Origin of the sequence: Fictibacillus sp. FJAT-27399 (assembly GCF_001510655.1) — a bacterium.
Taxonomy (GTDB): domain Bacteria; phylum Bacillota; class Bacilli; order Bacillales; family Fictibacillaceae; genus Fictibacillus_C; species Fictibacillus_C marinisediminis.
Genome location: NZ_LMVC01000005.1, coordinates 35,819 through 62,309, shown reverse-complemented (window position 1 = coordinate 62,309; position 26,491 = coordinate 35,819). Strand labels below are relative to the sequence as shown.

The 26,491-nt window shown below is 42.6% G+C and carries 31 protein-coding genes; 18 read left to right on the top strand and 13 right to left on the bottom strand.

What is annotated here, in order from left to right; translation table 11 throughout:
* Positions 1 to 18: 18 nt before the first annotated feature.
* A complete protein-coding gene (locus AR335_RS18365; protein ID WP_062238605.1) occupies positions 19 to 327 on the bottom strand; it encodes an Mpo1-like protein in 309 nt (102 codons plus the stop codon).
* A gap of 160 nt (positions 328 to 487) precedes the next feature.
* Between AR335_RS18365 and AR335_RS18360 the strand changes: the two genes are divergently transcribed.
* The 5 genes from AR335_RS18360 to rsgA all read left to right on the top strand — a co-directional run bounded on the left by AR335_RS18360 (position 488) and on the right by rsgA (position 8,977).
* The gene (locus AR335_RS18360; protein ID WP_062238602.1) at positions 488 to 1,354 is read left to right on the top strand and encodes a hypothetical protein; all 867 of its coding nucleotides are present in this window, start codon (positions 488 to 490) and stop codon (positions 1,352 to 1,354) included.
* A gap of 42 nt (positions 1,355 to 1,396) precedes the next feature.
* Entirely contained in the window at positions 1,397 to 2,293 is an 897-nt protein-coding gene (locus AR335_RS18355) for a hypothetical protein (protein WP_062238600.1), read from the top strand.
* Between the two features lie 235 nt (positions 2,294 to 2,528).
* The gene (locus tag AR335_RS18350) at positions 2,529 to 4,928 is read left to right on the top strand and encodes an immune inhibitor A domain-containing protein (RefSeq protein WP_234293350.1); all 2,400 of its coding nucleotides are present in this window, start codon (positions 2,529 to 2,531) and stop codon (positions 4,926 to 4,928) included.
* A 251-nt stretch (positions 4,929 to 5,179) separates the two neighbouring features.
* Complete coding sequence (locus AR335_RS18345; protein ID WP_156419109.1) at positions 5,180 to 7,537, top strand: immune inhibitor A domain-containing protein; 2,358 nt, start codon at positions 5,180 to 5,182, stop codon at positions 7,535 to 7,537.
* A 378-nt stretch (positions 7,538 to 7,915) separates the two neighbouring features.
* Positions 7,916 to 8,977, top strand: a complete 1,062-nt coding sequence (gene rsgA, locus AR335_RS18340; protein WP_062238596.1) for a ribosome small subunit-dependent GTPase A — start codon at positions 7,916 to 7,918, stop codon at positions 8,975 to 8,977.
* An 84-nt stretch (positions 8,978 to 9,061) separates the two neighbouring features.
* Here the strand turns inward: rsgA and AR335_RS18335 are convergent, their stop codons facing one another.
* Positions 9,062 to 9,520 carry a DUF3050 domain-containing protein gene (locus AR335_RS18335; protein WP_062238595.1) on the bottom strand — a complete coding sequence of 153 codons (459 nt, stop codon included), beginning with the start codon at positions 9,518 to 9,520 and terminating at the stop codon, positions 9,062 to 9,064.
* Between the two features lie 92 nt (positions 9,521 to 9,612).
* Between AR335_RS18335 and AR335_RS18330 the strand changes: the two genes are divergently transcribed.
* Positions 9,613 to 10,020, top strand: a complete 408-nt coding sequence (locus AR335_RS18330; protein WP_062238593.1) for a secondary thiamine-phosphate synthase enzyme YjbQ — start codon at positions 9,613 to 9,615, stop codon at positions 10,018 to 10,020.
* Between the two features lie 147 nt (positions 10,021 to 10,167).
* On the opposite strand, the gene AR335_RS18325 is transcribed toward AR335_RS18330, so the two are convergent.
* Positions 10,168 to 10,893: an SIR2 family NAD-dependent protein deacylase gene (locus AR335_RS18325; protein WP_062238591.1), complete on the bottom strand. Its 726-nt coding sequence runs from the start codon at positions 10,891 to 10,893 to the stop codon at positions 10,168 to 10,170.
* 114 nt (positions 10,894 to 11,007) lie between these two features.
* On the opposite strand from AR335_RS18325, the gene AR335_RS18320 reads away from it, so the two are divergent.
* The 3 genes from AR335_RS18320 to AR335_RS24405 are packed head-to-tail and all read left to right on the top strand — an operon-like array spanning position 11,008 to position 12,202.
* The gene (locus tag AR335_RS18320; protein WP_062238589.1) at positions 11,008 to 11,478 is read left to right on the top strand and encodes a low molecular weight protein-tyrosine-phosphatase; all 471 of its coding nucleotides are present in this window, start codon (positions 11,008 to 11,010) and stop codon (positions 11,476 to 11,478) included.
* A 13-nt stretch (positions 11,479 to 11,491) separates the two neighbouring features.
* Positions 11,492 to 11,923, top strand: a complete 432-nt coding sequence (locus AR335_RS18315) for a GNAT family N-acetyltransferase (protein WP_062238587.1) — start codon at positions 11,492 to 11,494, stop codon at positions 11,921 to 11,923.
* A 33-nt stretch (positions 11,924 to 11,956) separates the two neighbouring features.
* The gene (locus AR335_RS24405) at positions 11,957 to 12,202 is read left to right on the top strand and encodes a hypothetical protein (protein ID WP_156419085.1); all 246 of its coding nucleotides are present in this window, start codon (positions 11,957 to 11,959) and stop codon (positions 12,200 to 12,202) included.
* Here the strand turns inward: AR335_RS24405 and AR335_RS18310 are convergent.
* Entirely contained in the window at positions 12,165 to 12,419 is a 255-nt protein-coding gene (locus AR335_RS18310) for a GlsB/YeaQ/YmgE family stress response membrane protein (RefSeq protein ID WP_053355688.1), read from the bottom strand. The genes AR335_RS24405 and AR335_RS18310 overlap by 38 nt on opposite strands.
* Before the next feature lie 165 nt (positions 12,420 to 12,584).
* Here AR335_RS18310 and AR335_RS18305 point away from each other — a divergent pair, with 165 nt between their 5' ends.
* The 3 genes from AR335_RS18305 (at position 12,585) to AR335_RS18295 (ending at position 14,675) form a co-directional block, all read left to right on the top strand.
* Entirely contained in the window at positions 12,585 to 13,094 is a 510-nt protein-coding gene (locus tag AR335_RS18305; protein ID WP_062238585.1) for a hypothetical protein, read from the top strand.
* Positions 13,095 to 13,147: 53 nt separating this feature from the next.
* Positions 13,148 to 14,023 (top strand): YihY/virulence factor BrkB family protein, encoded by an 876-nt coding sequence (locus tag AR335_RS18300; protein ID WP_062238584.1) that lies wholly within the window; start codon positions 13,148 to 13,150, stop codon positions 14,021 to 14,023.
* 169 nt (positions 14,024 to 14,192) lie between these two features.
* Positions 14,193 to 14,675, top strand: a complete 483-nt coding sequence (locus AR335_RS18295; protein WP_199805107.1) for a VanZ family protein — start codon at positions 14,193 to 14,195, stop codon at positions 14,673 to 14,675.
* 206 nt (positions 14,676 to 14,881) lie between these two features.
* Here the strand turns inward: AR335_RS18295 and AR335_RS18290 are convergent, their stop codons facing one another.
* Entirely contained in the window at positions 14,882 to 15,331 is a 450-nt protein-coding gene (locus tag AR335_RS18290; RefSeq protein ID WP_053355684.1) for a TlpA disulfide reductase family protein, read from the bottom strand.
* 135 nt (positions 15,332 to 15,466) lie between these two features.
* Positions 15,467 to 16,651: an MFS transporter gene (locus tag AR335_RS18285; RefSeq protein ID WP_062238582.1), complete on the bottom strand. Its 1,185-nt coding sequence runs from the start codon at positions 16,649 to 16,651 to the stop codon at positions 15,467 to 15,469.
* Between the two features lie 130 nt (positions 16,652 to 16,781).
* Here AR335_RS18285 and AR335_RS18280 point away from each other — a divergent pair, with 130 nt between their 5' ends.
* Positions 16,782 to 17,165: an OsmC family protein gene (locus AR335_RS18280; protein WP_062238580.1), complete on the top strand. Its 384-nt coding sequence runs from the start codon at positions 16,782 to 16,784 to the stop codon at positions 17,163 to 17,165.
* 52 nt (positions 17,166 to 17,217) lie between these two features.
* Here the strand turns inward: AR335_RS18280 and AR335_RS18275 are convergent, their stop codons facing one another.
* Positions 17,218 to 17,592, bottom strand: coding sequence for a pyridoxamine 5'-phosphate oxidase family protein (locus AR335_RS18275; RefSeq protein ID WP_062238578.1), 375 nt, complete (start codon positions 17,590 to 17,592; stop codon positions 17,218 to 17,220).
* A gap of 154 nt (positions 17,593 to 17,746) precedes the next feature.
* Between AR335_RS18275 and AR335_RS18270 the strand changes: the two genes are divergently transcribed.
* A complete protein-coding gene (locus AR335_RS18270) occupies positions 17,747 to 18,529 on the top strand; it encodes a YfkD famly protein (protein ID WP_062238576.1) in 783 nt (260 codons plus the stop codon).
* A 28-nt stretch (positions 18,530 to 18,557) separates the two neighbouring features.
* On the opposite strand, the gene AR335_RS18265 is transcribed toward AR335_RS18270, so the two are convergent.
* Positions 18,558 to 18,887, bottom strand: coding sequence for a winged helix-turn-helix transcriptional regulator (locus AR335_RS18265; protein ID WP_053355679.1), 330 nt, complete (start codon positions 18,885 to 18,887; stop codon positions 18,558 to 18,560).
* A 117-nt stretch (positions 18,888 to 19,004) separates the two neighbouring features.
* Positions 19,005 to 20,114 (bottom strand): radical SAM/CxCxxxxC motif protein YfkAB, encoded by a 1,110-nt coding sequence (gene yfkAB, locus AR335_RS18260; protein WP_156419084.1) that lies wholly within the window; start codon positions 20,112 to 20,114, stop codon positions 19,005 to 19,007.
* Between the two features lie 170 nt (positions 20,115 to 20,284).
* Here yfkAB and AR335_RS18255 point away from each other — a divergent pair, with 170 nt between their 5' ends.
* The 4 genes from AR335_RS18255 (at position 20,285) to rlmD (ending at position 24,636) form a co-directional block, all read left to right on the top strand.
* Positions 20,285 to 20,497 carry an SE1561 family protein gene (locus AR335_RS18255; RefSeq protein WP_053355678.1) on the top strand — a complete coding sequence of 71 codons (213 nt, stop codon included), beginning with the start codon at positions 20,285 to 20,287 and terminating at the stop codon, positions 20,495 to 20,497.
* Positions 20,498 to 20,577: 80 nt separating this feature from the next.
* Positions 20,578 to 22,122 (top strand): fumarate hydratase, encoded by a 1,545-nt coding sequence (locus AR335_RS18250; protein ID WP_062238573.1) that lies wholly within the window; start codon positions 20,578 to 20,580, stop codon positions 22,120 to 22,122.
* Between the two features lie 189 nt (positions 22,123 to 22,311).
* On the top strand, positions 22,312 to 23,136 hold the full coding sequence (gene pdaA / locus AR335_RS18245) for a delta-lactam-biosynthetic de-N-acetylase (RefSeq protein ID WP_062238571.1): 825 nt from the start codon (positions 22,312 to 22,314) through the stop codon (positions 23,134 to 23,136).
* A 99-nt stretch (positions 23,137 to 23,235) separates the two neighbouring features.
* A complete protein-coding gene (gene rlmD, locus AR335_RS18240; protein ID WP_062238569.1) occupies positions 23,236 to 24,636 on the top strand; it encodes a 23S rRNA (uracil(1939)-C(5))-methyltransferase RlmD in 1,401 nt (466 codons plus the stop codon).
* Positions 24,637 to 25,184: 548 nt separating this feature from the next.
* Here rlmD and AR335_RS24400 read toward each other — a convergent pair.
* The 4 genes from AR335_RS24400 to AR335_RS18230 form a co-directional block, all read right to left on the bottom strand.
* Positions 25,185 to 25,391: a hypothetical protein gene (locus tag AR335_RS24400; RefSeq protein WP_156419083.1), complete on the bottom strand. Its 207-nt coding sequence runs from the start codon at positions 25,389 to 25,391 to the stop codon at positions 25,185 to 25,187.
* A gap of 37 nt (positions 25,392 to 25,428) precedes the next feature.
* Positions 25,429 to 25,599 (bottom strand): YfhD family protein, encoded by a 171-nt coding sequence (locus AR335_RS23305; RefSeq protein WP_082683604.1) that lies wholly within the window; start codon positions 25,597 to 25,599, stop codon positions 25,429 to 25,431.
* A gap of 35 nt (positions 25,600 to 25,634) precedes the next feature.
* A complete protein-coding gene (locus AR335_RS24395; RefSeq protein WP_156316260.1) occupies positions 25,635 to 25,772 on the bottom strand; it encodes a hypothetical protein in 138 nt (45 codons plus the stop codon).
* Between the two features lie 99 nt (positions 25,773 to 25,871).
* On the bottom strand, positions 25,872 to 26,438 hold the full coding sequence (locus AR335_RS18230; RefSeq protein ID WP_062238564.1) for a GNAT family N-acetyltransferase: 567 nt from the start codon (positions 26,436 to 26,438) through the stop codon (positions 25,872 to 25,874).
* Between the last annotated feature and the right edge of the window lie 53 nt (positions 26,439 to 26,491).

The following is a 26,491-nucleotide window of genomic DNA, read 5'->3' as shown; positions in this document are numbered from 1 at the left end:
GAGAAAAACCGCTCCTTTTTACAGGTGCGGTTTTTCTGTTTGATCTTTTTTAAAGGCTTTTCCTGTAAGAATATTTTTAACGTACCAGACCGGCCCGACAAGAAGATAGACAGGGTTGCTGAGAAAAGAGGGTTTTTTGCCCTCAAAGAGGTGTCCGATAAATTGAAGCACCCAGCCGAGGATAAATAAAGCGAGCGCTGTTTTCCACATCCAGAAAAAGAGCGGAAGCGAAACAACGATCATTGGTATACCGATGGTGTGTGTAAGTTTATTCATGGGATGCTGATGATCTTCTTTATACTTTTCAACGAAAGATTTTGCAGCCATCTTTCATCCCTCCTTTTCTAAGTTCTATTCTTGTTACTGGCTTCCCATTCCTTCTAATGAAGTCATTTATAGGAATATTCGACTATTTTTTCAAGTTACCGACATAAAACGCACATATCGACAGTATCTTTTATATAGACAAAGGAAGGGGGGTGAAACGATGAAAAGAATAAGCTATTTTATCGCAGGAGCAGCTGCCGCGGCTCTTCTCTTCCTTCCGCAGCAAGTATCAGCGGCGAAAGAAAATCAACATTCCTTACAGCAGCCTCAGCAAAAGCTGGAAAAGGTGCAAAAGGTAAATCGAGTGGCAGAGGAAAAAGATCAACAAACGAAGAACAGCAGAAAAACGGTTAAAAACATTCCTCATCAGAAAGAAAATACGACTCCTGCAAAACCAATACGGAACCATAAGGAAAAGGTTAATAAGAGGGCCGTGCCTTCTCACCGTCCTGTAAAGGCGGAAAAAGCTCCTCAGAAAACCAAAACACTTCCTCCAACTCCTGCAGCCAGCCGTCAGCCGGAACGAAATAAAGGGGATTTCAAGAAGGCTGTTCAACCGGTCAAACCCATACAGCAAAAAAAGAAAGACATGAAACCTGCTGTTACGAGACCGTCTGGCAAAGAAAAGATTGAAGTACAAAAGGAAGTCAGTCCTGTTTCTTCTATAAAAAAGGAAAGCCGTCAAGCAAAAAAGGCTGCCGAACATAAAGAACCCAGGAATCATCTGGAGAAAGTGCCGAGCAGCCCTTTGAAACCGTTATCAAAGAAGATTCCTGTAAACCCATCTTCTAAGTTGATTTTACCGGGTGCTTCGCCTTCTTCCGGCCACTCTGGCAGCAACGGGGACAGCGGAGGACAATCATCCACTCTTTTTACTTTTAAAGCATACATAATGGACAGTGATCGAATAACTGGCTCTTCAGCAAAGCTGCTGGGTGCGTCAAATAGGGATTTTCTTAAAAGCCAATGGGTGAATGCTCCTCCATCTCAGCCGCCCGAAATGCTCTTTCAAATCTTTTATAAATAAATCAATCAAAAAATAAAAAAAGAATTGAAGGAGTAAACAATCATGAAAAAAATGAATGGTATGTTAATTAAATCTTTCGTATTTGCAGGAACACTTTCTATTGCAGCATTAGCTGGAGGAGAAGCAACTTCGGCAGCACCAGGCCATCACAGTGAAAAAGCAGTAAAAACACATGTGACAACTCACGTTAAAACTCATGCAGCAACACCTCAATCACCGCAAAAAGCAAGTGAGAAAGCAAAAGAAAAAGCAAACAAACACTCCGCAGTCCATGGTGTTAAACATGAAGGAAAAGTGAAAAAACCAAACGTGCACAAGTCCGAAAAAAAAGAAGTAAAAGCAGAAAAAGTAAAAGTAAAAAAAGTGAAGCCTGTAAAAGAAGTAAAGGTAAAGAAGGAAAAGAAAGAAAATCATTCACAAGCTGCTCTTCATGCAAGTGAGAATGCAAAAAAACATGCAGCCCCTAACTCAGCAGTCCATGCTGCTGTGCCTGCAGTGAAACCGTCTGAACCAGTGGAACGAGAAGATCAAATCAAAGATCAAGAAGAAGCGGATACAGAGATTGTTGTAACCGTTCCGAAAGATCTTGAAGACGAAAAAGAAGGCAAAGATGAAGATCAAAAGGTTACAGAGCCAGTAAAAGATGAAGACGAGGATGCAGTGAAAGAGGAAGAAACAGAGAAGGAAGACGCTGTGAAAGTTGAAGACGAAGAAAAACAGTGTACATCTGAAAAGGAAAGCGAAAAAGCCGAAAAATCTGATGATACTGTAGTGCCTGCAACTAATCAGCAAGAAGACGAAGACCAAGACTATGATCAAGATTATGATCATGATCAAAACAATGAAGATGAAGATCATGATTCAGAAGATGTGAACAAGAATGTGATTCTATCCACTGTTCGCATTTCTTCTGAAGATCAAGATTCTTCAAACGAGTAATTAGCTGCCAGGGGATAATCCCCTGGTTTTTCCTTTTCAATAATACGTCAAAAGAAGCTTGTGGACTTTTGCCTATGAGGCAGGAGTCCTTTCTATATGTACAAGTGTATTTTCAAACTAGTAAAAATATTCTAATAATAGTAAATTAGTAGCATTTCAAAATACTGGGGATATGATACTTTTATATAGCAAGAAATTACAAAATATTCATAATCTACTATCTGGAGGGGTACAATTGGGAAAGTGGAGTAAGAGATTGGGAGCATCATTGGCAATTACCGGGCTGTCTTTAGGTTTAGTTTCCACATCCGTGTTTACAGGGTCTTTAGACGCAAAAGCAAAAACAGCGATGAAGGAAACGGTTGCAAATCATTACGGCAATAGTCATTCCGCACTAGACCTGGCTATTGTAAACGATGATAAATTAATAGATTTGCTCATTAGAGAAGGAGTCATCTCCAAGGATGCTTCTGAAAAAGAAAAGCAAAAAGCATTGCATGATTATCTGGAGTTAAAAGGAAAACCGGATTCTGTCAAAGAAAAGGATCCGCTTGCTCCAAAAGCAAAAGCAGCCGCTGCTGAAAAACAGCGTGAGTTCAAAGGTTTCACGAACGGCCTTCTTCACGGAAACGGCAAAAAGAAAGGGCAATATAAGAAACAGCCAGATCCCGTGGATGACCAAGGACCAGGTGAGGTTATTAAAAAAGGAAAACTATTAACACTGACCGTTGAATACGCAGATACGCCTCATAACAACATTAAACCGAACGAGACGGATAACTACTACAAAGATTATAACCTTCAGCATTACGAGGATATGATCTTCGGTGAAGACGGAGTTAAAGGGCCTAACGGTGAAAAATTCAATTCACAAAAACAATACTATGAACAGCAATCTGGCGGTTCTTATACTGTTGAAGGAAAAGCATACGGATGGCTGAAGGTTCCAGGAACCGCGGCTTTCTATGGCGCTGATAGAGCATCCGGCGGCCATGACAACGTCACACCTGGCGGCTCCAAGCAGCTTGTAGTAGATGTGTATAAGGCAGCTCTAGATGCTGGAATACCTCTTGGTGACTACGATCTTGAGGATCCGCATGATTTAGATGGAGACGGTAAGTATTGGGAGCCGGATGGCCTCGTTGACCACCTGCAAATCATCCATGCCGGAATGGGACAGGAAGCTGGTGGCGGTTCACTAGGTAACAATGCAATTTGGTCACACCGTTCTGCTAAATTTTTTGATCCGGATGGACTTGGCAATGGTCTTCCTGGATTCTACGATTACACAATGATGCCTGAAGATGGGGCCACTGGTGTTTTCGCACATGAATACGGCCATGACCTTGGTCTTCCGGATGAATATGACACGATTTACTCCGGAACAGGCGAAGCAATTGGGTACTGGTCCATCATGTCAGGCGGATCTTGGGCAGGTAAAGTACCAGGGGCAGAACCAACTGGATTCTCTCCTTGGGCGAAATCTTATTTCAAATCCACGCTCGGCGGAAACTGGACAACTCCTACTATTGTTGACTGGAAAGATGTATCGACTAAAGGAGCACAATTCCTTTTAGACCAGGCCAATACACCGAATGGCCTAAACCATCAAGCCATTCAAGTGAATCTGCCGAAGAAAAAGACCGCAATTAACACCCCTAAAACCGGCACTTACCAGTACTGGGGCGGACAAGCAGATGAAATGGACAACTCTATGGTTACTAACGTAGATCTAACAGGCAAACAGTCTGCTACTCTTACTTTTGATGCATGGTATGACATGGAAGAACAATGGGACTTTGCTTTTGTGCAAGTGTCTACTGACAATGGTGCTACATGGAAGTCTCTAGGAAACAGTCATACTCGTTCTGACGTGGTTCCTGAAGGCTACCCTACCATCCTTAATTCTATGCCTGGATTTACAGGGAACTCAAACGGATGGCAGGCTCAATCGTTTGAGCTGTCTGCTTACAAAGGGCAAAAGATCCAGCTGCGCCTTCGTTCTGCAACAGATTGGGGGACAAGCCAGGCAGGTTTCTTCGCAGATAACATTAAAATCGTGGCAGACGGCACAACTTTAGTAGATGATGGTGCTGAGAAAGATCCTTCTGCATTTACGCTAAAAGGCTTTGAGAAGTCAGATGGAAACAAATACAGCGATCATTACTACTTACTCGAATGGAGAAATCAACAAGGTGTTGATGAAGGGCTTGCCCACATTAAACGCGGAAGTTCTCTAATGAGCTATGATGGCGGTTTAGTCGTATGGTATGTGGATCCGACGTATACTGACAACTGGACAGGCGTTCACCCTGGAGACGGATTCCTAGGGGTAGTAGATTCTCATATCAACGATTTGAAATGGAACACTGGAGTAGAAGCAAGCACTCGCTTCCATATTGCAGATGCAGCCTTTGGATTGGATAAAACATCCGGTCTGAATATTGATTATCCAGGTGTTCAAACTTTGACTGAGTCAAGTCAATCAGCAGTATCACTGTTTGACGACAGCAAATCATTTGCAAATCCATTCATGCCGGACGCAGGCCGCAACACAGGAAACTACGGTCTGAAGGTTCGTGTGAACGGAGAAGCTTCTGATGATTCAGTAGGAGCAATTGTAATCTATAAGTAATTCATAATTAATCTATAAAGCTCTTCTATTTTTAAATAGAAGAGCTTTATAGTTCTTTAGTCCTATTAAACTATGAGAAAAATTTGCCATTTTAGTAATATAGTACATCCTCTTTACCTAAGTAATATGGTAGATTTAGAAAGAAAGAACACAGAAAATTCATGCTGTTCAAAACAGGAGGGGTTACATTGGGAAATTGGTCTAAGAAATTAGGCTCATCGCTCTTGATCACAGGGCTTTCATTGAGTCTAATGTCACCTGCAGCATTTGCTAGCAATGCACAGCCGGAAAAAGGAAAATCGACGCAGTTTGCACCAATCGATATGAACGTGGTGGATCAGGACAGGCTTGCCAAAGCTTTGAAAGACCGAGGGATTATCTCAAAGAATGCTTCAAAAGTTGATACTGCCAAAGCCGTTCAAAAGTACATAGCACGAAAAAATGAAAAAGTGGGCGGAGTTCAAGGAAATGCTTCCTCAGCATCAAGCAAGAAAAATTTTGACCTTAAAGCAAAAGATTTCCTTTATAAACAGAAACAGAAGCTATCAAAAAAATTAAATAAAAGCCAATCCAAAATGCAAAAAGGTCTTCCGAATGGGTTCGTAAAAGTAGACCCTGCAAAAGGAAAAAAATATGATGGCCCTGTCCGCAAAGATAAGGTGCTTGTCCTTTTGGCCGAGTATTCTGATTTTAAACATAATAACATCGACCAGGAACCTGGCTATATGTATTCCAAGGATTTCAACCAGCAGCATTACCAAGATATGCTGTTCGGGGACAAGCCTTTTGAGTTGTTTGATGGCTCAAAGGTAGAAACCTTTAAGCAATATTACGAAGAGCAATCCGGAGGAAGCTATACAGTTGAAGGAACAGTTTCACCGTGGTTGACTGTCCCTGGTAAAGCAGCTGATTATGGAGATGATTCTCCAAAAGGCGGTAACGATAACCAGGCACCACTAGGGCCTCGTGATTTTATTAAGGACTCTTTAAATGCAGCAGCGGCAAGCGGAATTAACCTTGCTGACTATGATAATTTGGATATTTATGATCTTGATGGTGATGGAAATATTAATGAGCCAGACGGATTAGTTGACCACTTGATGGTTATCCATGCAGGCAGTGGACAGGAAGCAGGCGGCGGAAAGCTTGGAGACAATGCGATCTGGTCCCACCGCTGGACGATTGGAAATGCACCTTACAAAGTTCCAGGAACAACTGCAACTGTACCTTATTGGGGCGGACAAATGGCTGCTTTCGACTACACAGTTGAACCTGAAGATGGGGCAGTTGGGGTATTTGCCCACGAATTCGGACATGATCTAGGTCTGCCGGATGAGTATGACACTCAATATACAGGTGACGGTGAACCGGTTGCTTCCTGGTCCATCATGAGTGGCGGAAGCTGGAACGGTAATATTGCGGGAACAACGCCAACAAGCTTTTCACCGCAAAACAAAGATTTCTTCCAAAACACAATTGGCGGGAATTGGGCGAACGTACAGGAAGTAGATTACAGCAAAATCAATAAAATTGGTCTTCTCACAAAAGTTGACCAGTCTGTAACCAAATCGAACAACCCGGGTATTGTTAAAGTAAATCTGCCGGATAAAAAGGTTCAAGGCATTAAGCCAGCTTTCGGTGAGAAATACTTTTACAGTACAAAAGGTGATGACCTGCATACTACGATGACCACACCGGAGATTGATTTGACTAATGCATCAAATGCAAAAATCGACTTTAAAACACTTTATGAAATTGAAGCAGATTATGACTACCTATATGTTAAAGTAGTGAAAGCTGACGGAACTACCGAAACGATTGATACATTTGGTGATGAGGTTGTAGATGAAGACAAAGGCGCAGATACAACTAAGGACCAATGGATAGACAAATCTTATGACCTTTCTGCTTATAAAGGCCAAAAAGTAAAAGTTCAATTTGAGTATGTTACAGATGGTGGTCTTGCGATGAACGGCTTTGCAATGGATAACTTATCTGTAACTGTGGATGGAAATGTTGTACTATCCGATGATGCTGAAGGAACTCCAAAATTAACATTCTCTGGTGGTGCTAAGACTTCTGATGGAATCGACTTTAAGAAAAACAACTACTACATCGAATGGAGAAACTACGCTGGTGCAGATAAGGCCCTTCAATTTGCGCGCGGAGTAAAATACAACACTGGTATGCTCGTATGGTATGCGGATGACAGCTTCTCTGATAACTGGACTGGACCGCATCCAGGTGAAGGGTTCCTTGGAGTAGTAGACTCTCATCCGAAAGCAATTGTCGGTACGTTGAATGGCAAGCCTTCAGTTGAGAATTCTACACGTTACCAAGTAGCAGATGCTGCATTCTCTTTTGATAAAGCTCCGGCTTGGTACATCAACTCTCCTTCAAGAGGAATCTTTGACTATAAAGGCTTGAACGGAGTAACTACATTTGACGATTCTAAAAAGTATATCGATGAAACAGACTATAATGGCAGTGAGCCAGACGGAAAGATTGATGACGCAGGACGCAAGGTTCCTAACCTAGGCTTGCAGTTCCATGTGATCGGTGAAGCGAAAGATAACTCTGCCGGTGCAATCTGGATTCGCCACAGATAATTAAAAAAGAACCTGAATGGCCCACTAAGAGCCATTCAGGTTTATTTTTTGAATTTTTGAATAACCTATTTACAAATCCTGCATACTTATACTATAGTTAGATTATTAAAGAGTCTTTAAGGAGGTATGTTATATGAGCATTGTTACTGAATACGCCATTACTGTTGTTAATTTCATATCACAGCCCTCCGGGAATCAGGACATTTAATTTCTTTGAAGTATTTCAATGGTTAAGTGATTATACCCGTGGGCTGTGAACAGTTCACGGGTTTTTTAATGCAAAGGAATTCTGTCATTATGCAGATCTCCAAAAGACCGGTGCGCCGGTCTTTTTTATTTTAAATAAAATTAATCATTTAATCATTGGAGGAAAACAAATTGAATTTAAAACAATTAGGATGGGATCTATTTTTTGAAGAAGGATATGCATCATTCGATAAGGAAAGCTACACCGTTGGCCGGGTGGCTCTTGAGCATAAGGGAATGTACCGATTGTTCACGGAGCACGGGGAACTTCTCGCCGAGGTGACCGGAAAGCTCCGCCATATGGCATCAGAAAGGCAGGATTACCCGGCTGTCGGGGATTGGGTCGTTATTACGGCAAGGCCGGAGGAGAAAAAGGCTTCAATACATGCCATTCTTCCACGCAAAAGCAAATTTTCAAGAAAAGCGGCAGGACATACGACAGAAGAGCAGATAGTAGCCGCAAATGTGGACACAGTTCTACTCGTGAATGCATTAAATACGGATTTTAATCTAAGAAGGATAGAAAGATACTTGCTGATGGCTTGGGAAAGCGGAGCCAACCCAGTAATCGTACTAAGTAAAGCTGATCTTTGTGAAGATATCGAGGAAAAGTTCAGGGAAGTGGAAGAAGTGGCGATGGGTGTTCCCATCCATGCAATCAGTGCGGAAAAAGAAGAAGGTTTGGAGCAGCTTGCCGCCTATCTTGAAGAGGGTAAGACGGTTGCCTTGCTCGGTTCTTCCGGGGTAGGTAAATCCACGTTGACGAATGCTCTCTATGGAGAAAAGAAGCAGGATGTCAAAATCATCAGGGAAGACGATGACAAAGGGCGGCATACGACGACGCATCGCGAACTCATCGTTTTAAAAAGCGGAGGAATTGTCATTGATACTCCTGGAATGCGTGAGCTGCAGTTGTGGGAAGCAGAAGAAGGAGTAGGGCACAGCTTTTCAGATATTGAAGGGCTTGCTGAACAATGCAGGTTCCGGGATTGCAGCCATACGAACGAGCCAGGATGTGCGGTTCAAAAGGCCATTAAGAATGAGACATTGGATGAAGGCCGCTATAGCAGTTATGTTAAGCTGCAAAAAGAGCTGGCTTTCCTTGCAAGAAAAGAAGACCAGCGTGCCGCACTGGCTGAAAAAGCAAAGTGGAAAAAGATCGCCGGAGACCGTACACGTGTAAATCGCAAATAAAAGGAAAGAGCTGCCCACACGGCAGCTCTTTTTTATGCTTTGCATTCTTCTATTTCTTAAAGGACGCCATCCCTAGTTTTATTCTCATTTCCAATGATTCCATGGCAGCCGTTTTGGCTTGCTGAAGTTTATCAGGATTCTCGCATCCGATCCAAGGGCCAAAAGGGGATCCTCACCTTCTTTTACCCGTGTAAGATAAGTCACTATAGGATTGGTATCGGCTTTCACTTCTTTCATAGCTTTCAAGTAAAGTTCGAAGTGGCTGATAAAACCGCCTTCGCCATCTTCATCTGTTTCTTCACCTAATACAATTTCATTAATGAATCGGGCGTATTCCGGGTGTGGCTGTGGCATCCAGGGAACGGAAACGCTGGTCAGCTCGATCTGCAGTTTCTTTAAGAGGCTCATGAAATCCCAAACGGCAAACACATGATGCTTCATTAGAATTTTTACCCTTTCTGCATTCGTTAGTTTTTTGTACAATGGGTGATTGATGAGTTCTTTGCGTATAGTGGTTAGTTCTTTAAAAGCGGCATGTTCCAAAACTAGCATCCTTTCTTTATTCTGGTGTTTGATGCTGAACCAGAATGGTAATGTTTATAAGATAACGGAAAAACATAGCGAGGTGATCAGTTTTGCTGCAAAAATTCACAATAAAGACACACCATCGGGACGAAATGATCGATGTAACGGATACGGTCCGTGCTTATGTCCAAGAGCAAGGGGTACAGGAAGGGCTGTTGTATGTCTATTGTTCCCATACTACTGCGGGGATAACAATCAATGAGAATGCTGATCCTGATGTGAAGTCGGACATGCTGATGAGGCTGGATGAGGTTTATCCTTGGGAGCATCCAAAGTACCGGCATGCGGAAGGCAACACAGCGTCACATTTAAAAGCGAGTACAGTAGGAACTTCACAGATGGTTTTTATTCATAATGGCGATTTAGTGCTTGGCACATGGCAGGGAATTTATTTTTGCGAGTTTGACGGACCTCGTTCCCGAAATTATTTTGTAAAAGCTGTACCCGACAGCAGATAAACAATGAAAAGGGGCTGTCCAGAAAGTCGAAAATTGACCTTCAGGCAGCCCCTTTTTGGCTTGAAAAATCTTCAATGAAAAGTTAATTGAAGCGAGCAGCCTGGAACGGAAATCAACAGCTTACAGACTTCTTGGACAGCCCCTTTTTTATGTATCCTGAATAATTTCATCCAATTGAATCAATGTGTCCTTTGCGCCGGAATGTATGACCATAGTAAAAAGATGATCGAGTGTGGTCGGTTCTCTGTTGATCAGAACTGTTTTTCCGGAGGTTAAGGAAGGGAGCTGATTAACGGGATAAACCTGCAGGCTTGTGCCGATGACGATCACAAGGTCTGCCTTTTCAATGGAAGCCAGGGCGCTTTCCCATGTTTTTTCAGGCAAAAGTTCTCCAAACAGCACAATTCCGGGCCGGAGCCTGCCGCCGCAATCACAGGGTTCTCCTTTTCTGAAATTTTCACGGGAATGAGCGGATCCACACTCATGACAATAAATCTCATCAAGAGAACCATGTAGTTCAAAAACATGATGTGCACCGGACTTTTTATGAAACCCATCCACATTTTGTGTGGCTACCGCATGAACCATAGACTGCTGCTGCCATTTTGACAGGATACTGTATCCGCTATGAGGCTTTAATCGTTCCATGTCATTGAGCCGCAGTGAGTAAAATTCATGAAATACATCATAATGGCGGTGTAGTGCTTCAACTGACGATACATAGGCGGGATCGTAATTTTTCCATAATCCGTTCTGGGATCTGAAATCCGGTATCCCGCTCTCGGTTGACATTCCAGCCCCAGTTAACAGAACGGTATACGATGAACCTTTGATCCATTCAGCAAGCTGTTCAAGTGCTTGTCGATTTGCCATCCGCTCATCTCCTTTTTACTGCAATTATAATATAGGTAAATGAGTTCTCCTTATGTTTTTACACAATTAACGGTATACTTTAATGTAACAGCAATAAATAGATGGGGGATTACTATGGTTAAAGTTTTATTTGTATGTCTTGGAAATATATGCCGTTCACCTATGGCTGAAGCGATATTCAAGGATATGGTCCAAAAAAAAGGCTTGGATGACAAGATTTCAGTGGACTCTGCCGGAACGGGAAACTGGCATGTCGGTGAACCGCCGCATGAAGGAACACGGGATTTATTAACGAAGAAAAATATTTCTTTTGATGGATTGAAAGCAAGGCAGGTTGTGGCTGGAGATCTTACGGAATATGACTTTGTTATCGGGATGGATGCTAAAAATATCGGTGATCTTCAGCAGCTGGCAGGCCATGTACCTGCGAACCATGTGGCAAGGCTGATGGATTATGTTCCTGAAAGTAAGGCAGAAGATGTGCCGGATCCTTATTTTACAGGAAACTTTGATGAGGTTTATGAACTGGTCACAGAGGGATGCCATCATTTGCTTGAAGATATAGCGGTCCGCGAAAACTTGTAGAGGAGATGGCTGAATGGGGATCATACGTCAACTTTCAACGGAAAAAGAAGTAAAAGAAGCTTTTCCTGTTATGAAACAGCTTCGTCCGCATTTAACCGAGGCGTTATATCTTGCTTTAAATGAAGAAATGCAGACTAACGGGTATACGCTGCTTGGCTGTTATGATGATGAAACACTTGTGGCTGTAGCTGGTTTTGCCATCATGACAAACCTTTATTACGGTAAACATGTGTGGGTGTATGATTTGGTGACTGACGGAAACCTTCGCTCAAGAGGGTTCGGGGAAGAACTTCTTTCGTTTATCGAATCATTTGCTCTTCATAACAGCTGCAACTGCGTGGCTCTGTCATCAGGAATTGCCAGAAAAGATGCCCATCGCTTCTATGAAGGCAAGATGGGATATGACTGTGTCAGCCATGTTTTTAAAAAGGATTTTGGAAACTAAAAAAAAGGGGCTGTCCAAGAAGTCTGATAGCTGTTGATCTCCGCTCCAGGCTGCTCGCTTTCCGCGGGGCGTGCGGTGAGCCTCTTGGCGCAAGCGCCTGCGGGAGTCTCACCTGTCACGCTAGTCCCGCAGGAGTCTCGCACCTTGCACTCCAATCAACTTTTCATTGAAGATTTTTCACGTCAAAGGAGCTGCCTGAAGGTCAATTTTCGACTTTCAGGACAGCCCCTTTTTTTGATGGTTATGCGTTTCGTCTCATACCACGAAGGATGGCACTGACGATTAATACTACGACTATTGCTCCAATAATGGCTGGTACGATAGCAAATCCAGCTACATCAGGACCCCAATCTCCAAGGACTAATCCTCCAAGCCACGCACCGACAAAACCGGCAATGATGTTTCCGATGATTCCACCCGGAACGTCACGTCCTGTAATTACTCCTGCTAACCAACCAATAATACCACCTATAATAAGTGCCCAAAGAAAACTCATCTCGTGTGTTCCTCCTTTAAAATTTTGTTTTGTTATTGTGCTGTACCGTTAAGATACCCATCACTTTAAAAAAATAAACAAAAACAAAAAAATGTTTTTTTGTTCCAACCATAGGGAATGTAAACCATACTAAATGGTACTTTAATATAAAGGAGAGATGTTTATATGGCGTACAAAACATTTGATACTTATGAAAGAAATGACAGCAAGCTTGTGAAGGGACTCCTCATTGGAGCAGCAGTGGGAGCAGCAATTGCTATGCTTGACCGCTCTACCCGGCAAACCGTAAAACGTAAAACGTTAGATGTAAAAGATCAGACAGTTACTATTGCAAAAAATGTAAAGGATAATCCTCAATCGCTCACAGGCGGAGTAAAAGAAACTTTCCAATCCGCGTCTTCAGCCGTGAGCGATGTGATGGATGATATCAAACAGCTCATGTCGACAATGGAAGATGTGAAAAATACATCAATGGAAGCCATGCAGCAAGTAAGAGGGGCAAGCAGTGAGCTTGTAAAAATAGGAAGTAAGTTGAAAGGTGCAGGACAGGACGTTAAAGAGCATGGTAAAGATGTTGTGGGCGAAGTAAGCGAAAAGGATTCGATTACAGCTCCATCTTATTCCGACCTTCAAAACAAACCGCATGTGGTTACACCAAATGAGGGCAGCTATTAAGTTGCCCTTCTTTTTTCAGTATACGGATCGTTTAAAGCAGCGAGGTGAAACAGATGAAATTGTTCCATGAACTTAAGAATATATCTCCAAAGTCATTTGCCATTGAATTTATGCACAGTTTTAAAAAGAGTGGTGTTCCTGATCTGGCTGCGCAGCTGGCATATTATTTTTTGCTGTCGCTTTTTCCGTTTCTCATCTTTTTAATAACCCTTGGCGGTATCTTTATTTCTCCGGAAGACGCTGTAAAAGTTCTTAATAATGTCGTACCTGGACAATCGATGGAGTTGATTAGAGAGAACCTGAAGGCTGTGCTTGAATCTAAAAAAGGCGGGCTGCTTTCTTTCGGGATTATCGCCTCCCTCTGGTCAGCCTCTAATGGAGTCAATGCAGTGATTAAAGCATTAAATGAAGCCTATGGTGTGGAAGAATGCCGTTCGTTTATCACGGCAAGGATTTTGGCTATCTTTCTTACCATTGGATTAATTATCTCTATCGTTGTTTCTTTGGTTCTTCCTGTCTTCGGAAAAATGCTTGGGGAATTTATCTTCTCTTATCTGGGACTCGATCAGTTCTTCCTGAGCATGTGGAGCTTGTTGAGATGGGTTATCAGTTTTGTGGTTATTGCAATTGTTTTTTCTGTATTGTACTTTATGGGGCCTTGCAAACGGCTGAAATATCGTGAAGTCTGGTACGGTGCCATTTTTTCTACCGTTGCCTGGCTGCTTGTCTCACTTTGCTTTGCTTTTTATGTTGACAGCTTCGGCAATTATTCAGCCACATATGGGAGCCTGGGAGCCATTATCGTACTCATGCTATGGTTTTATTTAACGGGGATGGTCATCATCCTTGGCGGTGTCATTAATGCTACGTTTCATAAGTTCAAGATTGACCAGGCATATGAGAAGGGTTTATTGACAAAAACCAAATAAGATTTTCGATGAAAAGCCGCCTCATTGGCGGCTTTTTTTGGACAAATTAACATCTTCATGCATGATTACATACGGATATCATATGGTATAATGGACGGGGCTTTTTGAGCTGACTCAAATGAAATGTCATGCAATTGGCCGGGATTAAGCACGTGAATGGAGAATGATGATGAAGAAGAACAAAAAGCTCAACAAGAAAAAAGCCCGGCTAAGATGGAGAAATATCGGTTGGCTTATGTTCCTAGGGTATTTGGCTATTCTGATTTATGCAACGTTGTTTACATACAACCACTATGTGTATGGAAAATCAATGAACCTTGTGCTCTTTGACAGTATTCGATTAATGTGGAAGAGCCGTGACTACTGGCTGATTTTTAAAAATATAATTGGCAATGTCATTCTTTTCTTTCCGCTGGGCTTTCTGCCACCGTTGATTAACCGTTCGTTATCTAAATGGTGGCTCATGTTTATGATTGGATTTGGGACGAGCTCTGTAATTGAAGTCATCCAATATAATTACGCTCACCGGATCTTTGATATAGACGACATCCTATTGAATGGATTCGGAACGATGGTCGGCCTTGTGGTGTTTAAACTGTGTGCACTTATCTACCGCATTGTTGAAAATAATATTCTAAGAAGAAAAAGGTAGACGCGGGCGATCCCCGGAAGCCCTTTTAGTATAAAAAACCCCTGTTGGCCAATTCCAACAGGGGTTTTGATTTCAGCTTTTCTCGATCCAGCTTCAGTGCCCAAAAGCTCGGTCGTTTCACTCTCTCATCAAAACACAAGGAGCGTGTTGAAGTTCGCGAGTTTCAACGTATGTCGCTTTTAAACAGGCACCTCAGCTTTTCGAACTTACTTCGTTTCTTTCCCTAGTACACGGTTGACGCGTTTGGTTAGCATTTTCATGCCATCGCCGCCGGCTTGGAAGTGGCGTAGTTTGCCTTCGTTATCAAATACATAGTAAGCAGGTACATATTGGTTTTCGAAAGCATCAGTAAGGTTGTGCTGGTTATCGACAAAGATCGGCTGAGTGATGTCGTGTTCTTTTGCTACTTCTTTGATTTGGTCGATGTCCAGGTCTTTTTCAGAACGAGGCATATGAACAGCAATAACGTTTAGTTCGTCTTTGTAATCATCACGGAATTTATTGATGTTTGGCATTGCTTCTTTACAGAGTCCGCAGCTTACAGACCAAAAATGAATAAGTGTTGGTTTGTTGCCGATTAGATCAGATTTTGTTACTTCACCATTTAACCATTCAGTTGCACCATTTAGTTCAGGCATTTCGTCGCGTAATTTCATGAACAATAAACTCCTTTTTAAGAAAAATTATTTATAATAATTATTATTTAATTACAATTATAGTATAAGGAATATCGAAATGCAAAAATATTGCTTTCTATAGTATGCAGTACCTCAGCTTTATTTATTGGCTTTTCATGACACGTTTTTTTCAGCAGCAGAACGTATGCCTGTTCCTTTATGTATAAAGGTAATCACCAGTAAAGTCAGCAGCATTCCGCTTATTGCATAAACAAAAGCGCCTGATTTAAAGGTATCTATGAACCATCCTCCGATGAGCGGACCGCTCATACTTCCTGCACTGAACGCGATGCCTGCCAGGATATTGCCTACAGGAAGAAGGTGCAGGGGGAGCAAGTCGCTCATATAGGTAATCCCTAATGAAAACAGGGATCCAACGAACATGCCGGCAATAAAGAAAAGGAGGAGAAATAACGGCATATTTTCCCCTGCAAACAATGTAGCAGTAAATGCCGCAAAGCCCACGAAAAGACAAACTAAAAGAACATTTCTTCTTCCAAATCGGTCGCTCCATAATCCGAGTGGAAGCTGGAACACCAGACTTCCGACAATAAAGGAAGGCAGTAAGATGGATACCCAGTCGATCGGTATGCCGTGTCGTAATGCATAAACAGGGAAGGAACCATTTAAGGAGGCTTCAAGAAAACCGTAGCCGAACGCTGGAAGCAGAGCGACCCAGGCTAGAAGTATTACCTCACGATAACGGCTGAGCGTATTCATACCAGCTTCATTAAAGCTTTTTGTTTCTGGATATTCATTTTGGATAAAGGTCATAACAAACAGAGAGATCAGGCAGAACCCTCCTGAAATTATAAAGGGAAGCGCTTCACTATACACTGCCAGCCGGGTCATCATTGGCCCAATCCCAAAACCTGCACCAAAAGCTATCCCATAAAGTGCGATATTCCGGCCTCTTTTATCGGCAGGACTGTTGGAAGTTACCCATACCTGGGTGGAAAAATGAAGCATATGGTCCCCGACACCGATAATCATGCGCAGAGCGAACCAGAACCAGAACGCTTTCCACCATGGAAATAAAAATAGTGATACGGTAACGAGAATAAGCCCGGTTATAATAATTTTTTTGTAGCCGAACATTCGCACCGGTTTTTCAATAAAAGGCGAGGCGAAAACGATACCGATATAGAGGGCGGTCGCGTTTAATCCGTTCAAGGTAGAAGAGGTTCCCGACTCTTCCAGCAAAATAGCGATCAAAGGCAGGAGCATACCCTGAGAAAACCCCGAAATGAAGACAATACTGACTAACACGGAAAATTTCGATTTTGTTAATACAGCCATAAGCAATACATCCTTTTTTCAATTCTACTCTTATTCTACAATGAATATCTATTTCTTGCCTTGCTGAGCCGCATTCTTTGTAAAAACAAATTAAAATTGTTTACACTATATAAAATAAGAGGTGATATTAATGGAATTTAAAATGAAGGAGAACGGTTTTCAAACCCAATTTGAATACGGCACGCTCGATATTTCAGGCAATGAAGAGTATGGCTTTCGTCCTTATCAGCTAATGGTTTCATCTGTGGCCGTTTGCAGCGGCGGGGTGCTTCGTAAAGTTTTGGATAAGATGAGAATTGATGTTCAGGATATTACGATTCGTACGCAGGTCGTTCGCAACAGGAACGAGGCGGATCGCATAGAAAGCATTCATATGCATTTTATTATAAAAGGCCAGGAACTTTCCTCGGAAAAAATTGAAAAGGCATTGCGGGTTACGGAGAAAAACTGTTCGATGGTTCAATCTGTAAAAGGAAGTATCGATATCACAGATTCATTCGAACTGACCGCATAAGAAAAAGCATTCCTTGAGAATATTCCTAGGGAATGCTTTTTTGAATTATTCCTTAGAGTTTCATCTCTACGGGTTCCCGCTCTTTCGAGTTCATCAGCCTGTAGACAGACGGCTTGATTTCCAGAATGATATAGTTTGGGTCCTCGGGGCCTGAAAACCAATGCTTCATCATGTCATGCCAGAATTCTTCCTTGAGGTCCTTACCATCACGCACGGTAACTGTACCTTGAAGCTCAATATAAGGATCATTCCAGTCTTCGTATCCCAGGAGGACATGGACATTTGGATTCTCCTGAATTTCTTCCACTTTATGTGTTTGTTTACTGGTTGCTGTAAAGAGGGTTATACCTTCACTATGAAACGACATATAACGTGAATGAGGTTTATTGCCTGATATGGTTGAAAGGGTGCCGATTGGGTTTGAAATCTGTTATCAAAGTTCCACCAATTTTAAAAGAGTAATCACAAAGACACTTGAAAAACATGAAGTGTCTGTTTTATGTGTTAAAAATTGTTATTCCTCTACTATGGATAAATTTCTTCAACAAGAAAAAAATAGGTGTATAAAGGAGGCAATTCATATGAAACGGAACCGCACATACCTTGTTATAATCATGCTTTTTTCCCTGCTGGCCCAAGCAGATACTGCTGCAGCAAGTCCTTCCAGGATACCTAACTCTGTTGTCAGCATATCAAAAGAAAATACGTATCCCAATTCCGCTCAGGATCTGCCTTACCTGGAGCCAAGCAAGCTTGCTAAATCCATGCTGAAAACATCCAATGTATCCATTGCAAATCCGGATTTAATCCGTATTCTGAACGAGTCGGTAATCAATCCATCAAAATTAGCCATCGGGTACAGAGCAAGAATTTTCCTTGGACAATGGCCGTTGTCCTATCAGTCCACGGAAACTACCGTCAATTGGGAGTACCAGCAGATCAACCTTAATCGTTTGGATAACCGAGGCGGAAAAGCAATGGCTCAGCTCAGATATCAACAGCAGGCACATAAACGGATTACCGGCGGCTTGACTGCTGAAATTCCGAATAGTGATGCTGTAAAAAAGATGATGCTGATTGCAGCAGGAGAGAAAACAAAGCTTCCTCTTTCTTTTCAGACCAATGTGGGGGCAGGAACAAGGAAAGGTAACGTCTATAATATTTCCCCTAAGCAAGTCGGTTACCTTTCAAGCTATGCGCCAGCTGTTAATGAAAGAGGAAGAGTGACATATGGAGAAGTCTACATCGTATTGAAGGGAAGCAAAAGAAAGCTTGAGGTACAGAATGTTACCCAGCAGGGAATCGGAGCCTGGATCCCGGTTCAAGAGCATGTTTCCTTCAGATTCCATTCTTCCAATATGTAAAATAAAACAGCTCCCTAAAGGAGCTGTTTTATTTTTGAAGTTCGCAATTCTCAACCCATTCTTCACTCCAGCTTTGAATAGCATCAATTACGGAGCGCAGGGATTTTCCTTTTTCGGTAAGATCATACTCAATCCGAACTGGTGTTTCGGGATAAACATGGCGGGCAACGATGCCCACAGCTTCAAGTTCTTTCATTCGTTCTGTGAGCATTCTGTCACTCATCTCAGGAATCTGCTTTTTTATATCCTTGAATCTTCGGGATCCACCCAATAATACACGGATGATCAGCCCCGTCCATTTTTTACCGATAATATCTATAGTAACTTCATATTTGGGACACATGGTATTGTAATCCATACAACAATTCACCTCATTGCATTGATCTTTTTCGGCTGAAAAGCCTGTTAGATATAGTCTTTCCTTTGATAATACTCTCAAAACTTACTAATGTAAAGTTTATAACTTTTTAAAAAGTTATATTTTGGAAGAACGGAGTGAAAAGTCCATTTCTTTATAATACGTATCTTTCACCAGCAGGTTGGGACCCAGGCATTTTACAGCTGGACAATGGCAGTTCAGCGATTTTGCTGTGTCGGTTTTGTTCCATTTTTCATAGGCTTCTAAAAAAGAAGTGCTTTGTATGTTGCCGAGTGAAGGAGTGTCGCCAAAGTCTGTTACGATGATCTCTCCGTCAAACAGATTGACGTTCAGCCGTGACCTTCCATCGGGATCATTACGGACAGTTATGTTCTCTTCTGCATAAAGGCGCTTTAGAAGCTTTTGATCTTCAATGGAGGTTGAACATGCATAAAAAGGCAGCGTTCCAAAAAGCATCCACACGTCCTGATTGCGGAAATCCAGCAGCCGGTGGATGGCAGCGCGGGTCTCATCCAGCGAAAGGACTTCAAGAGAGCTTGCGAAGTCGCTTGGATACATGGGGTGGATTTCGTGGCGCTGACATCCCATTTCCTGGATATGCTCATGGATTTTTTCAAGATAAGGAAGAGTGCTCTTGTTCAGCATGGTCTCCGCAGACACAAGGACGCCTTGTTTTGTGAGTTCCTGCGCATTATGTACCATCCGGTCAAATAATGCTGTTCGCTGTTCCATGGAAGGTTTGCGGTCCATCACGGCAAAACCAATCTCAGCAAAATCTTGTGGAGTTCCCCAGTTATGAGAAATGTGAAGGACATCCAAGTAGGGAAGGATGGGCTCATACCGGGTGAGATCCAGCGTCAAATTTGAATTAATCTGAGTTCTAACCCCTCGTGATGATGCGTATCGGAGTAGTGGCACAACATACTGATCCACCGATTTTTTCGACATCATCGGCTCTCCGCCTGTGATCGAGAAAGAACGCAGATCCGGAATCTCATCGAGTCTGCGGATAAGAAGATCGAGCGGCAGGGGTTCAGGGTCTTTCACATTTAAGGTATATCCGACTGCACAATGGGCGCATCTCATGTTACAGAGGGTAGTTGTTGTTACTTCAATATTGGTTAGCCTCATGGAACCGTACTGTTCCACATCCATGTAGGCTTCCCAAGGGTCATATTGAACGGAAATTGGTTCTTTTATCATCATTATAAAAAACTCCTTTTTAAATAAAACGGGTAAAAATAAAGGGCTGCGATAACCTATAAATACACCATATGATAACTCAATCAGAAGCAAAGAAAAAGAGCCTAAATTTCAAGTTTAAATTGGCAGACAAATGATCCTTTGATACAGTATGAAGGAAAGGAGAGGTTAATGTGGGTAAATCGATTGAAGATAGATCATCTCAGAAAGAGTATATTGTGCAGCGGGTGGACATGCTGCTGCAGGTGCTTGATTCCATTGATGCAGAAACAGCAGGAGTAGAAGAAATCGACCGGATCATAGGAATGCTGGATGACCTGGAGTTTAAGTGCAAGCAGTTCCGAAATCATTGGGAAGAAAAAGAGCAGATCAAAAACGAAAAGTAAGCGCTATTTTATCCTTTTTGTTATAATGGAAATGGTTTTAATGGACAAAATTATTCTTCTATAATAAAAGGGGTTAGATCATGGAAAAGTTTCAGGAGAGCATGTATAAGCTGATCGTGGAAACATCCACAAACTTGCCGAAAGACGTACGTAGAGCCATTGCGGCAGCAAAGATACGGGAGAACGCAGGAACCCGTGCTGCGATGTCTTTAGAAACGATTACAAAAAATATTAAGATGGCGGATGAAAATGTTTCGCCGATCTGTCAGGATACTGGGCTGCCGACATTTAAGATTAAAGTTCCGGTCAATGTGAACCAGATTGAAATGAAAAAGGCGATCAAAAAAGCAGTTGCTGAAGCGACCAGTGATGCCAAGCTGCGTCCGAACTCTGTTGACTCCATAACCGGGGACAACAGCGGAGACAATTTGGGTGAAGGTACACCTGTTATTAAATTTGAACAATGGGAAGAAGATTACATTGATGTTCGTTTAATTTTAAAAGGCGGCGGCTGTGAGAATAAAAATATTCAATACAGCCTTCCTGCGGAGCTGGAAGGCCTTGGACGTGCTGGACGTGACCTGGATGGCATCAGAAAATGCATCATGCATTCCGTTTATCAGGCACAAGGACAGGGATGCAGCGCTGGCTTCATCGGTGTCGGCATCGGCGGAGACCGTACAAGCGGATATGAACTGGCAAAAGAAATGCTTTTTCGTTCTGCGGAAGATGTAAATCCTAACGAAAATCTTCGCAAGCTTGAAGAATACGTGATGGAAAACGCCAACAAGCTTGGAATCGGAACGATGGGCTTCGGTGGAGAAACAACGCTTCTTGGCTGTAAAGTTGGAGTCATCAATCGTATTCCTGCCAGCTTTTTTGTATCTGTAGCTTACAATTGCTGGGCTTACCGCCGTCTAGGCGTTAAAGTTGATCCGGTTTCCGGTGAGATTCAAGAATGGCTCTACCAAGAAGGTGAAGAAGTCGACTTCGACAAGATGAAAGAAGAAGCGGCAGCTGCCCTTGAAGAAAAAACAGAAGTCCGCCAAGTGACACTCGAAGCACCGATTACGGAAAAACAAATCCGTGAGCTTCGTGTCGGTGATGTTGTCACCATCAATGGCATGATGCATACGGGCCGTGACGCAATCCATAAATATTTAACAGATCATGACGCACCAGTTGATTTGAACGGTCAGATCATCTACCATTGTGGTCCAGTAATGGCCAAAGATGAAGAAGGAAACTGGGTCGTAAAAGCTGCTGGTCCTACGACATCTATTCGTGAAGAGCCGTATCAAGGCGACATCATGAAAAAGTTTGGTATTCGTGCGGTTATCGGTAAAGGCGGAATGGGCAAAAAGACTCTTCAGGCGCTTGGCGAGCATGGCGGTGTTTATTTGAATGCCATCGGCGGAGCTGCCCAATACTATGCGGAATGCATGCAGAAGGTAGAAGGCGTAGACCTGATGGAATTCGGTATTCCAGAAGCAATGTGGCATATTAACGTGAAAGGTTTCACAGCGGTTGTTACAATGGATTCTCATGGAAACAGCCTTCATCAAGATGTGGAAGCTTCATCGCTTGAACGCCTTTCTCAGTTTAAAGAACCTGTATTCAAATAGATACAAGAAGCCTGCTCCTGGAGCGGGCTTTTTTTGTGGCATAGATGTAATGTCTATCTTCAGCGCTTGTCGGACCTGAACAGGGCGCTTGCACTTTTCTCCTATGGCAGATACTACCTTGTATGCTTTTAAATCAGACAAAGAAACTAAAAGTAATGATATAAAAAGCATGGAGAGGAGTGAACGGACATGAAAAAATGGGGGAATCGTTTAATAATTGCCGCTGTTTTTCTCATGATCGCCAGCAATACAGCACAAGCTGCACATGGGGATTCTTCTAATAAACGGTACGAATGGTATTTCCAGAAGAGAGGAAATGAAGTACCGCCGACGACAGATCAACGTTATTTGCTGCTGTTGAAAAAATATGATGGCATGTATATTGGTAATCCCAATCAAAAAGATATTTATCTCACATTTGATAACGGATACGAGAACGGCTACACAGACGATGTCCTGGACACGCTAAAGAGCAGAAAAGTTCCGGCGGCGTTCTTTGTTACCGGACATTTTATTAACACTCACCCTGATCTGATTAAACGAATGGCAAATGAAGGCCATATTGTTGGAAACCATACCAATCATCATCCGGATATGACGACAATCAGCGGGCAGCGTATGGAAGAAGAATTGACAGCGGTTAAGGATAAATACACAAAGCTAACTGGAAAAAAAGATATGCATTATCTTCGTCCGCCAAGAGGTGTATTCAGTGAGCGTTCAATCGCCCTATCCAAACAATTGGGATATTCGCATGTGTTTTGGTCGCTCGCGTTTGTTGATTGGGATGTTAAACGCCAGCAAGGATGGCAATACTCCTATAACCACATCATGAAACAAATTCACCCTGGCTGTATACTTTTGCTGCATACTGTTTCAAGAGACAATGCTGAAGCTCTCGGAAAAGCGATAGATGATCTTAAGAAGCGGGGATACACTTTTAGGAGCCTGGATGATCTGGCTTCAAAAAGCAAGATGGATAAACCTTTGAAGCAAACACCAAAAAAGCCTTGATCAAGGCTTTTTTTCATCTGTTTGGACATGTTAGTGGGAACAAGGTGTAAACAATGCTATAATGGATCGAAAAAATTATTTTGAGAGAAGTGAATGGCTATGGCAAAAGAAACAGCCAACCATAAACAAAAAACAGCATTAAATAAAGGGCAAACCATCCCACTCAAAATTAAACGCCTCGGCATTAATGGAGAGGGAGTCGGTTTTTATAAACGCACGGTTGTTTTTGTTCCAGGTGCTCTTCCTGGGGAAGAAATAACAGCGCAGATTGAACATGTTTATCCCAACCGGGCGGAAGCAAAAGTCAAAAGCATCCGCAAAAAATCAAAAGACCGGGTTGTTCCGCCTTGTCCGATTTATGAACAATGCGGCGGCTGCCAGCTTCAGCATCTCAGCTATGCAGGACAGCTGAGAGAGAAGCAGGATGTGGTCCGTCAGGCCTTCGAGCGCTATACGAAAATAAAGCCGGAAGATCTGCCGCTTAAATCAACCATTGGCATGGAACACCCTTGGGAATACCGCAACAAGAGCCAGCTTCAAGCAGCTAAAGATAAAGACAAGGTCACCGCGGGGCTCTATGGACTAAATTCTCATCGCATTATCGATCTAGATCAGTGCATGGTACAGCATCCCGAGACGGTTCGCATAACCAATGCTGTAAAAAAAATCCTGGAGGATCTGAACATCTCCATTTATCATGAGAAAAAACGCACGGGGATCATCAGAACGATCGTCGTAAGGACAGGCTTTGAAACAGGGGAAACACAGCTGGTTTTAGTAACGGCTCAAAAAATGATTCCTCGAAAAGAACTGCTTGTGTCAGAAATCAAGAAACGGATTCCGAACGTTACTTCCATCGTTCAAAACGTGAATGATAAGAAAACATCCATCATTTTCGGCGATCAAACAATTCCATTGGAAGGACCGGAAACCATAGGTGAACAATTAGGTGAATTGTCATTTGATCTGTCGGCTCGTGCATTCTTTCAGCTGAATCCTAAGCAAACGGTAAAATTGTATGATGAGGCGAAGAAAGCGGCGAAACTGACTGGTACAGAAAAAATTGTGGACGCGTATTGCGGAGCTGGAACGATCGGGCTCTGGCTTGCTCCAGATGCCCGAGAGGTCAGAGGGATGGACGTCATCGATGAGTCGATACGAAATGCAAAAGAAAACGCGAAAAGGCATGAATTTTCGAACACCCATTATGAGACGGGCAAAGCAGAGGAAATTCTTCCGAAGTGGCTGAAAGAAGGTTGGCAGCCGGACGTTATTGTGGTTGATCCTCCCAGAACGGGCTGTGATCAGGCCTTCTTAAAAACAGTAGGGAAGATTAAGCCGAAGAGAATGGTTTATGTTTCATGCAACCCATCCACCTTGGCAAAAGATGTCCACATGTTGATAAGTGAAGGGTTTAAAGTTGAAAGCCTGACACCTGTGGATATGTTTCCTCATACGGCTCATGTCGAAGTGGTTTGTTCACTTGTCTGGGAGAAATAAAAGAGAAAGGGAGTCATTCCCTTTGTCTTTTTTAATAGGCAGAATATTATGGAACTAATCTCCGCCCCAGCCATCTCCGCCCTCGCTGCAGCTGTCTCCAAAAGATCCGCCACCCTTTCCGGTGTTCCACCAGAAAGCGGAGGACGAATCCCTTCCTTCCTATATGTTAATTTTTTCTAATTATAAACATAAAGATACTGACCTACAAGACATGCAGGAAGGTAGGGTCTCTGTTATCCACAATGTTTGTTGAAAAGTATTTTATAAATCGATATTTTCTGACATATTCACACAATCCACAATGTTATCCACTGCTTGTGCATATGTAAAATAATGAAAAAATTATAAAGGCTACAATATTCGTCAAAAAAATTACAAAGTCTTTAAAAACAATAAAAGTTATCCACGATATTAACATCCTGTGGATAACCTTACCCACAAGCCATAAAGTTCCCCATAAAAGTTTTTTAGAAAAAGGGGCTGTCCAGAAAGTCGAAAATTGACCTTCAGGCAGCCCCTTTTTGGCTTGAAAAATCTTCAATGAAAAGTTAATTGAAGTGGAAGATGCGAGACTCCTCGAAAATGAATTTCACATTTTCTTCGTGCGATATAACGCTGCCGCAGCCTTCCTTGTCCTGCGGGACTAGCGTGACAGGTGAGACTCCCGCCGGTGCTTGCACCAAAAAGTAGGCGTTCACGCCGGTAAGGCTCACCGCACGCTCCGCGGAAAGCGAGGAGCCTGGAACGGAAATCAACAGCTTACAGACTTCTTGGACAGCCCCTTTAACGTCTTTATTGATTAAGCTGGCGGCGATCTGCTTCTTCGGCACGTTCTAATGCTTCACGGTCGTCCTGGTCAGCAACCTCAGAAGAGTATTGAACATCTACACCCTGAGGCTGCATCTGATCTGCTTCTGTCAGGCCATCCTGTGCATTACTTAACTGGTTCTTTTCATGATCCATGAGTGAAGCCTCCTCATTAGGTACTTTTTTTATAGCTATCTTGTTTGCTGGGAAGAAGGGAAAGCATTTTTTGCTGCTCCATCCGCTGATTTCATTTCTTCTTTATAGAGCATCTCCTGCGTTTTGGTCAGGTCGGCGTTCCGCTCTTCCGCTTGGCGTTTTTTACTTTTCAAGGCTGTTTCCCCCTTTTAGAAAATAAAAAGAAGATAACCCAGCAAGTTAAACTTACTGAGTCATCCCCTTTATAGTTTGGCTCAAACGGCGCCAATTATTTAAGCTTCTTTCAGATGATCTTCTTCATAAACATCGGTTTGATTTTGATTTCTTAACTGATGAAGCATGTAGTTGTCTTTCTCAATCTGATATAGGTTATAAAGATCCTCTTTACGGTTGAGCTGTTCATAGACGTCGGCCCGTGATTCATTGGCCATTGTGACATACGGAATTTTTTCTGCAGCTTTTTGCGAACGAAGATTGGTTTTGCGAATCCGCATAAAAACCGTCTGAATATCCTTTTCGTAAAATAATTCGGACAGAAAACTTTCTTTAGCAAGTTTATTGTAGCCCTTGCCAAAATACGGCTGCCCAATCCAGGTGCCCAGAAATCCGCAGCCATCTTGAACGTCGTACAAGCTGATGGCTCCGATTGGATTATACCACTCATCCATAATGGTTCTGGAAATCGTTTCCCCGCGTTCTTCTTCTTCAATCGTCTGCTTGGTCAGAAACATAAATTCTTCAAGCGAGTCGGTTTTTTGACGAACAAAAGGAAAGACATCCGGGTGCGCCATTAAATTGAAAAGAACATGACAGTCGTTTAAATCACGCTTTTTTAACAATTTAACCCCTCCTAGAGGGCAGAAAAATCCCACCCTCGAATTAAGAATAAAAA

Bases quoted from the DNA above. Each gene is read 5' to 3' on its own strand.
- AR335_RS18365 (WP_062238605.1), bottom strand. From the start codon at position 327: ATGGCTGCAAAATCTTTCGTTGAAAAGTATAAAGAAGATCATCAGCAT.
- AR335_RS18360 (WP_062238602.1), top strand. From the start codon at position 488: ATGAAAAGAATAAGCTATTTTATCGCAGGAGCAGCTGCCGCGGCTCTT.
- AR335_RS18355 (WP_062238600.1), top strand. From the start codon at position 1,397: ATGAAAAAAATGAATGGTATGTTAATTAAATCTTTCGTATTTGCAGGA.
- AR335_RS18345 (WP_156419109.1), top strand. From the start codon at position 5,180: ATGTCACCTGCAGCATTTGCTAGCAATGCACAGCCGGAAAAAGGAAAA.
- AR335_RS18325 (WP_062238591.1), bottom strand. From the start codon at position 10,893: ATGGCAAATCGACAAGCACTTGAACAGCTTGCTGAATGGATCAAAGGT.
- AR335_RS18320 (WP_062238589.1), top strand. From the start codon at position 11,008: ATGGTTAAAGTTTTATTTGTATGTCTTGGAAATATATGCCGTTCACCT.
- AR335_RS18315 (WP_062238587.1), top strand. From the start codon at position 11,492: ATGGGGATCATACGTCAACTTTCAACGGAAAAAGAAGTAAAAGAAGCT.
- AR335_RS18310 (WP_053355688.1), bottom strand. From the start codon at position 12,419: ATGAGTTTTCTTTGGGCACTTATTATAGGTGGTATTATTGGTTGGTTA.
- AR335_RS18305 (WP_062238585.1), top strand. From the start codon at position 12,585: ATGGCGTACAAAACATTTGATACTTATGAAAGAAATGACAGCAAGCTT.
- AR335_RS18300 (WP_062238584.1), top strand. From the start codon at position 13,148: ATGAAATTGTTCCATGAACTTAAGAATATATCTCCAAAGTCATTTGCC.
- AR335_RS18295 (WP_199805107.1), top strand. From the start codon at position 14,193: ATGAAGAAGAACAAAAAGCTCAACAAGAAAAAAGCCCGGCTAAGATGG.
- AR335_RS18290 (WP_053355684.1), bottom strand. From the start codon at position 15,331: ATGAAATTACGCGACGAAATGCCTGAACTAAATGGTGCAACTGAATGG.
- AR335_RS18285 (WP_062238582.1), bottom strand. From the start codon at position 16,651: ATGGCTGTATTAACAAAATCGAAATTTTCCGTGTTAGTCAGTATTGTC.
- AR335_RS18280 (WP_062238580.1), top strand. From the start codon at position 16,782: ATGGAATTTAAAATGAAGGAGAACGGTTTTCAAACCCAATTTGAATAC.
- AR335_RS18270 (WP_062238576.1), top strand. From the start codon at position 17,747: ATGAAACGGAACCGCACATACCTTGTTATAATCATGCTTTTTTCCCTG.
- AR335_RS18265 (WP_053355679.1), bottom strand. From the start codon at position 18,887: ATGGATTACAATACCATGTGTCCCAAATATGAAGTTACTATAGATATT.
- yfkAB (WP_156419084.1), bottom strand. From the start codon at position 20,114: ATGATGATAAAAGAACCAATTTCCGTTCAATATGACCCTTGGGAAGCC.
- AR335_RS18250 (WP_062238573.1), top strand. From the start codon at position 20,578: ATGGAAAAGTTTCAGGAGAGCATGTATAAGCTGATCGTGGAAACATCC.
- pdaA (WP_062238571.1), top strand. From the start codon at position 22,312: ATGAAAAAATGGGGGAATCGTTTAATAATTGCCGCTGTTTTTCTCATG.
- rlmD (WP_062238569.1), top strand. From the start codon at position 23,236: ATGGCAAAAGAAACAGCCAACCATAAACAAAAAACAGCATTAAATAAA.
- AR335_RS23305 (WP_082683604.1), bottom strand. From the start codon at position 25,599: ATGGATCATGAAAAGAACCAGTTAAGTAATGCACAGGATGGCCTGACA.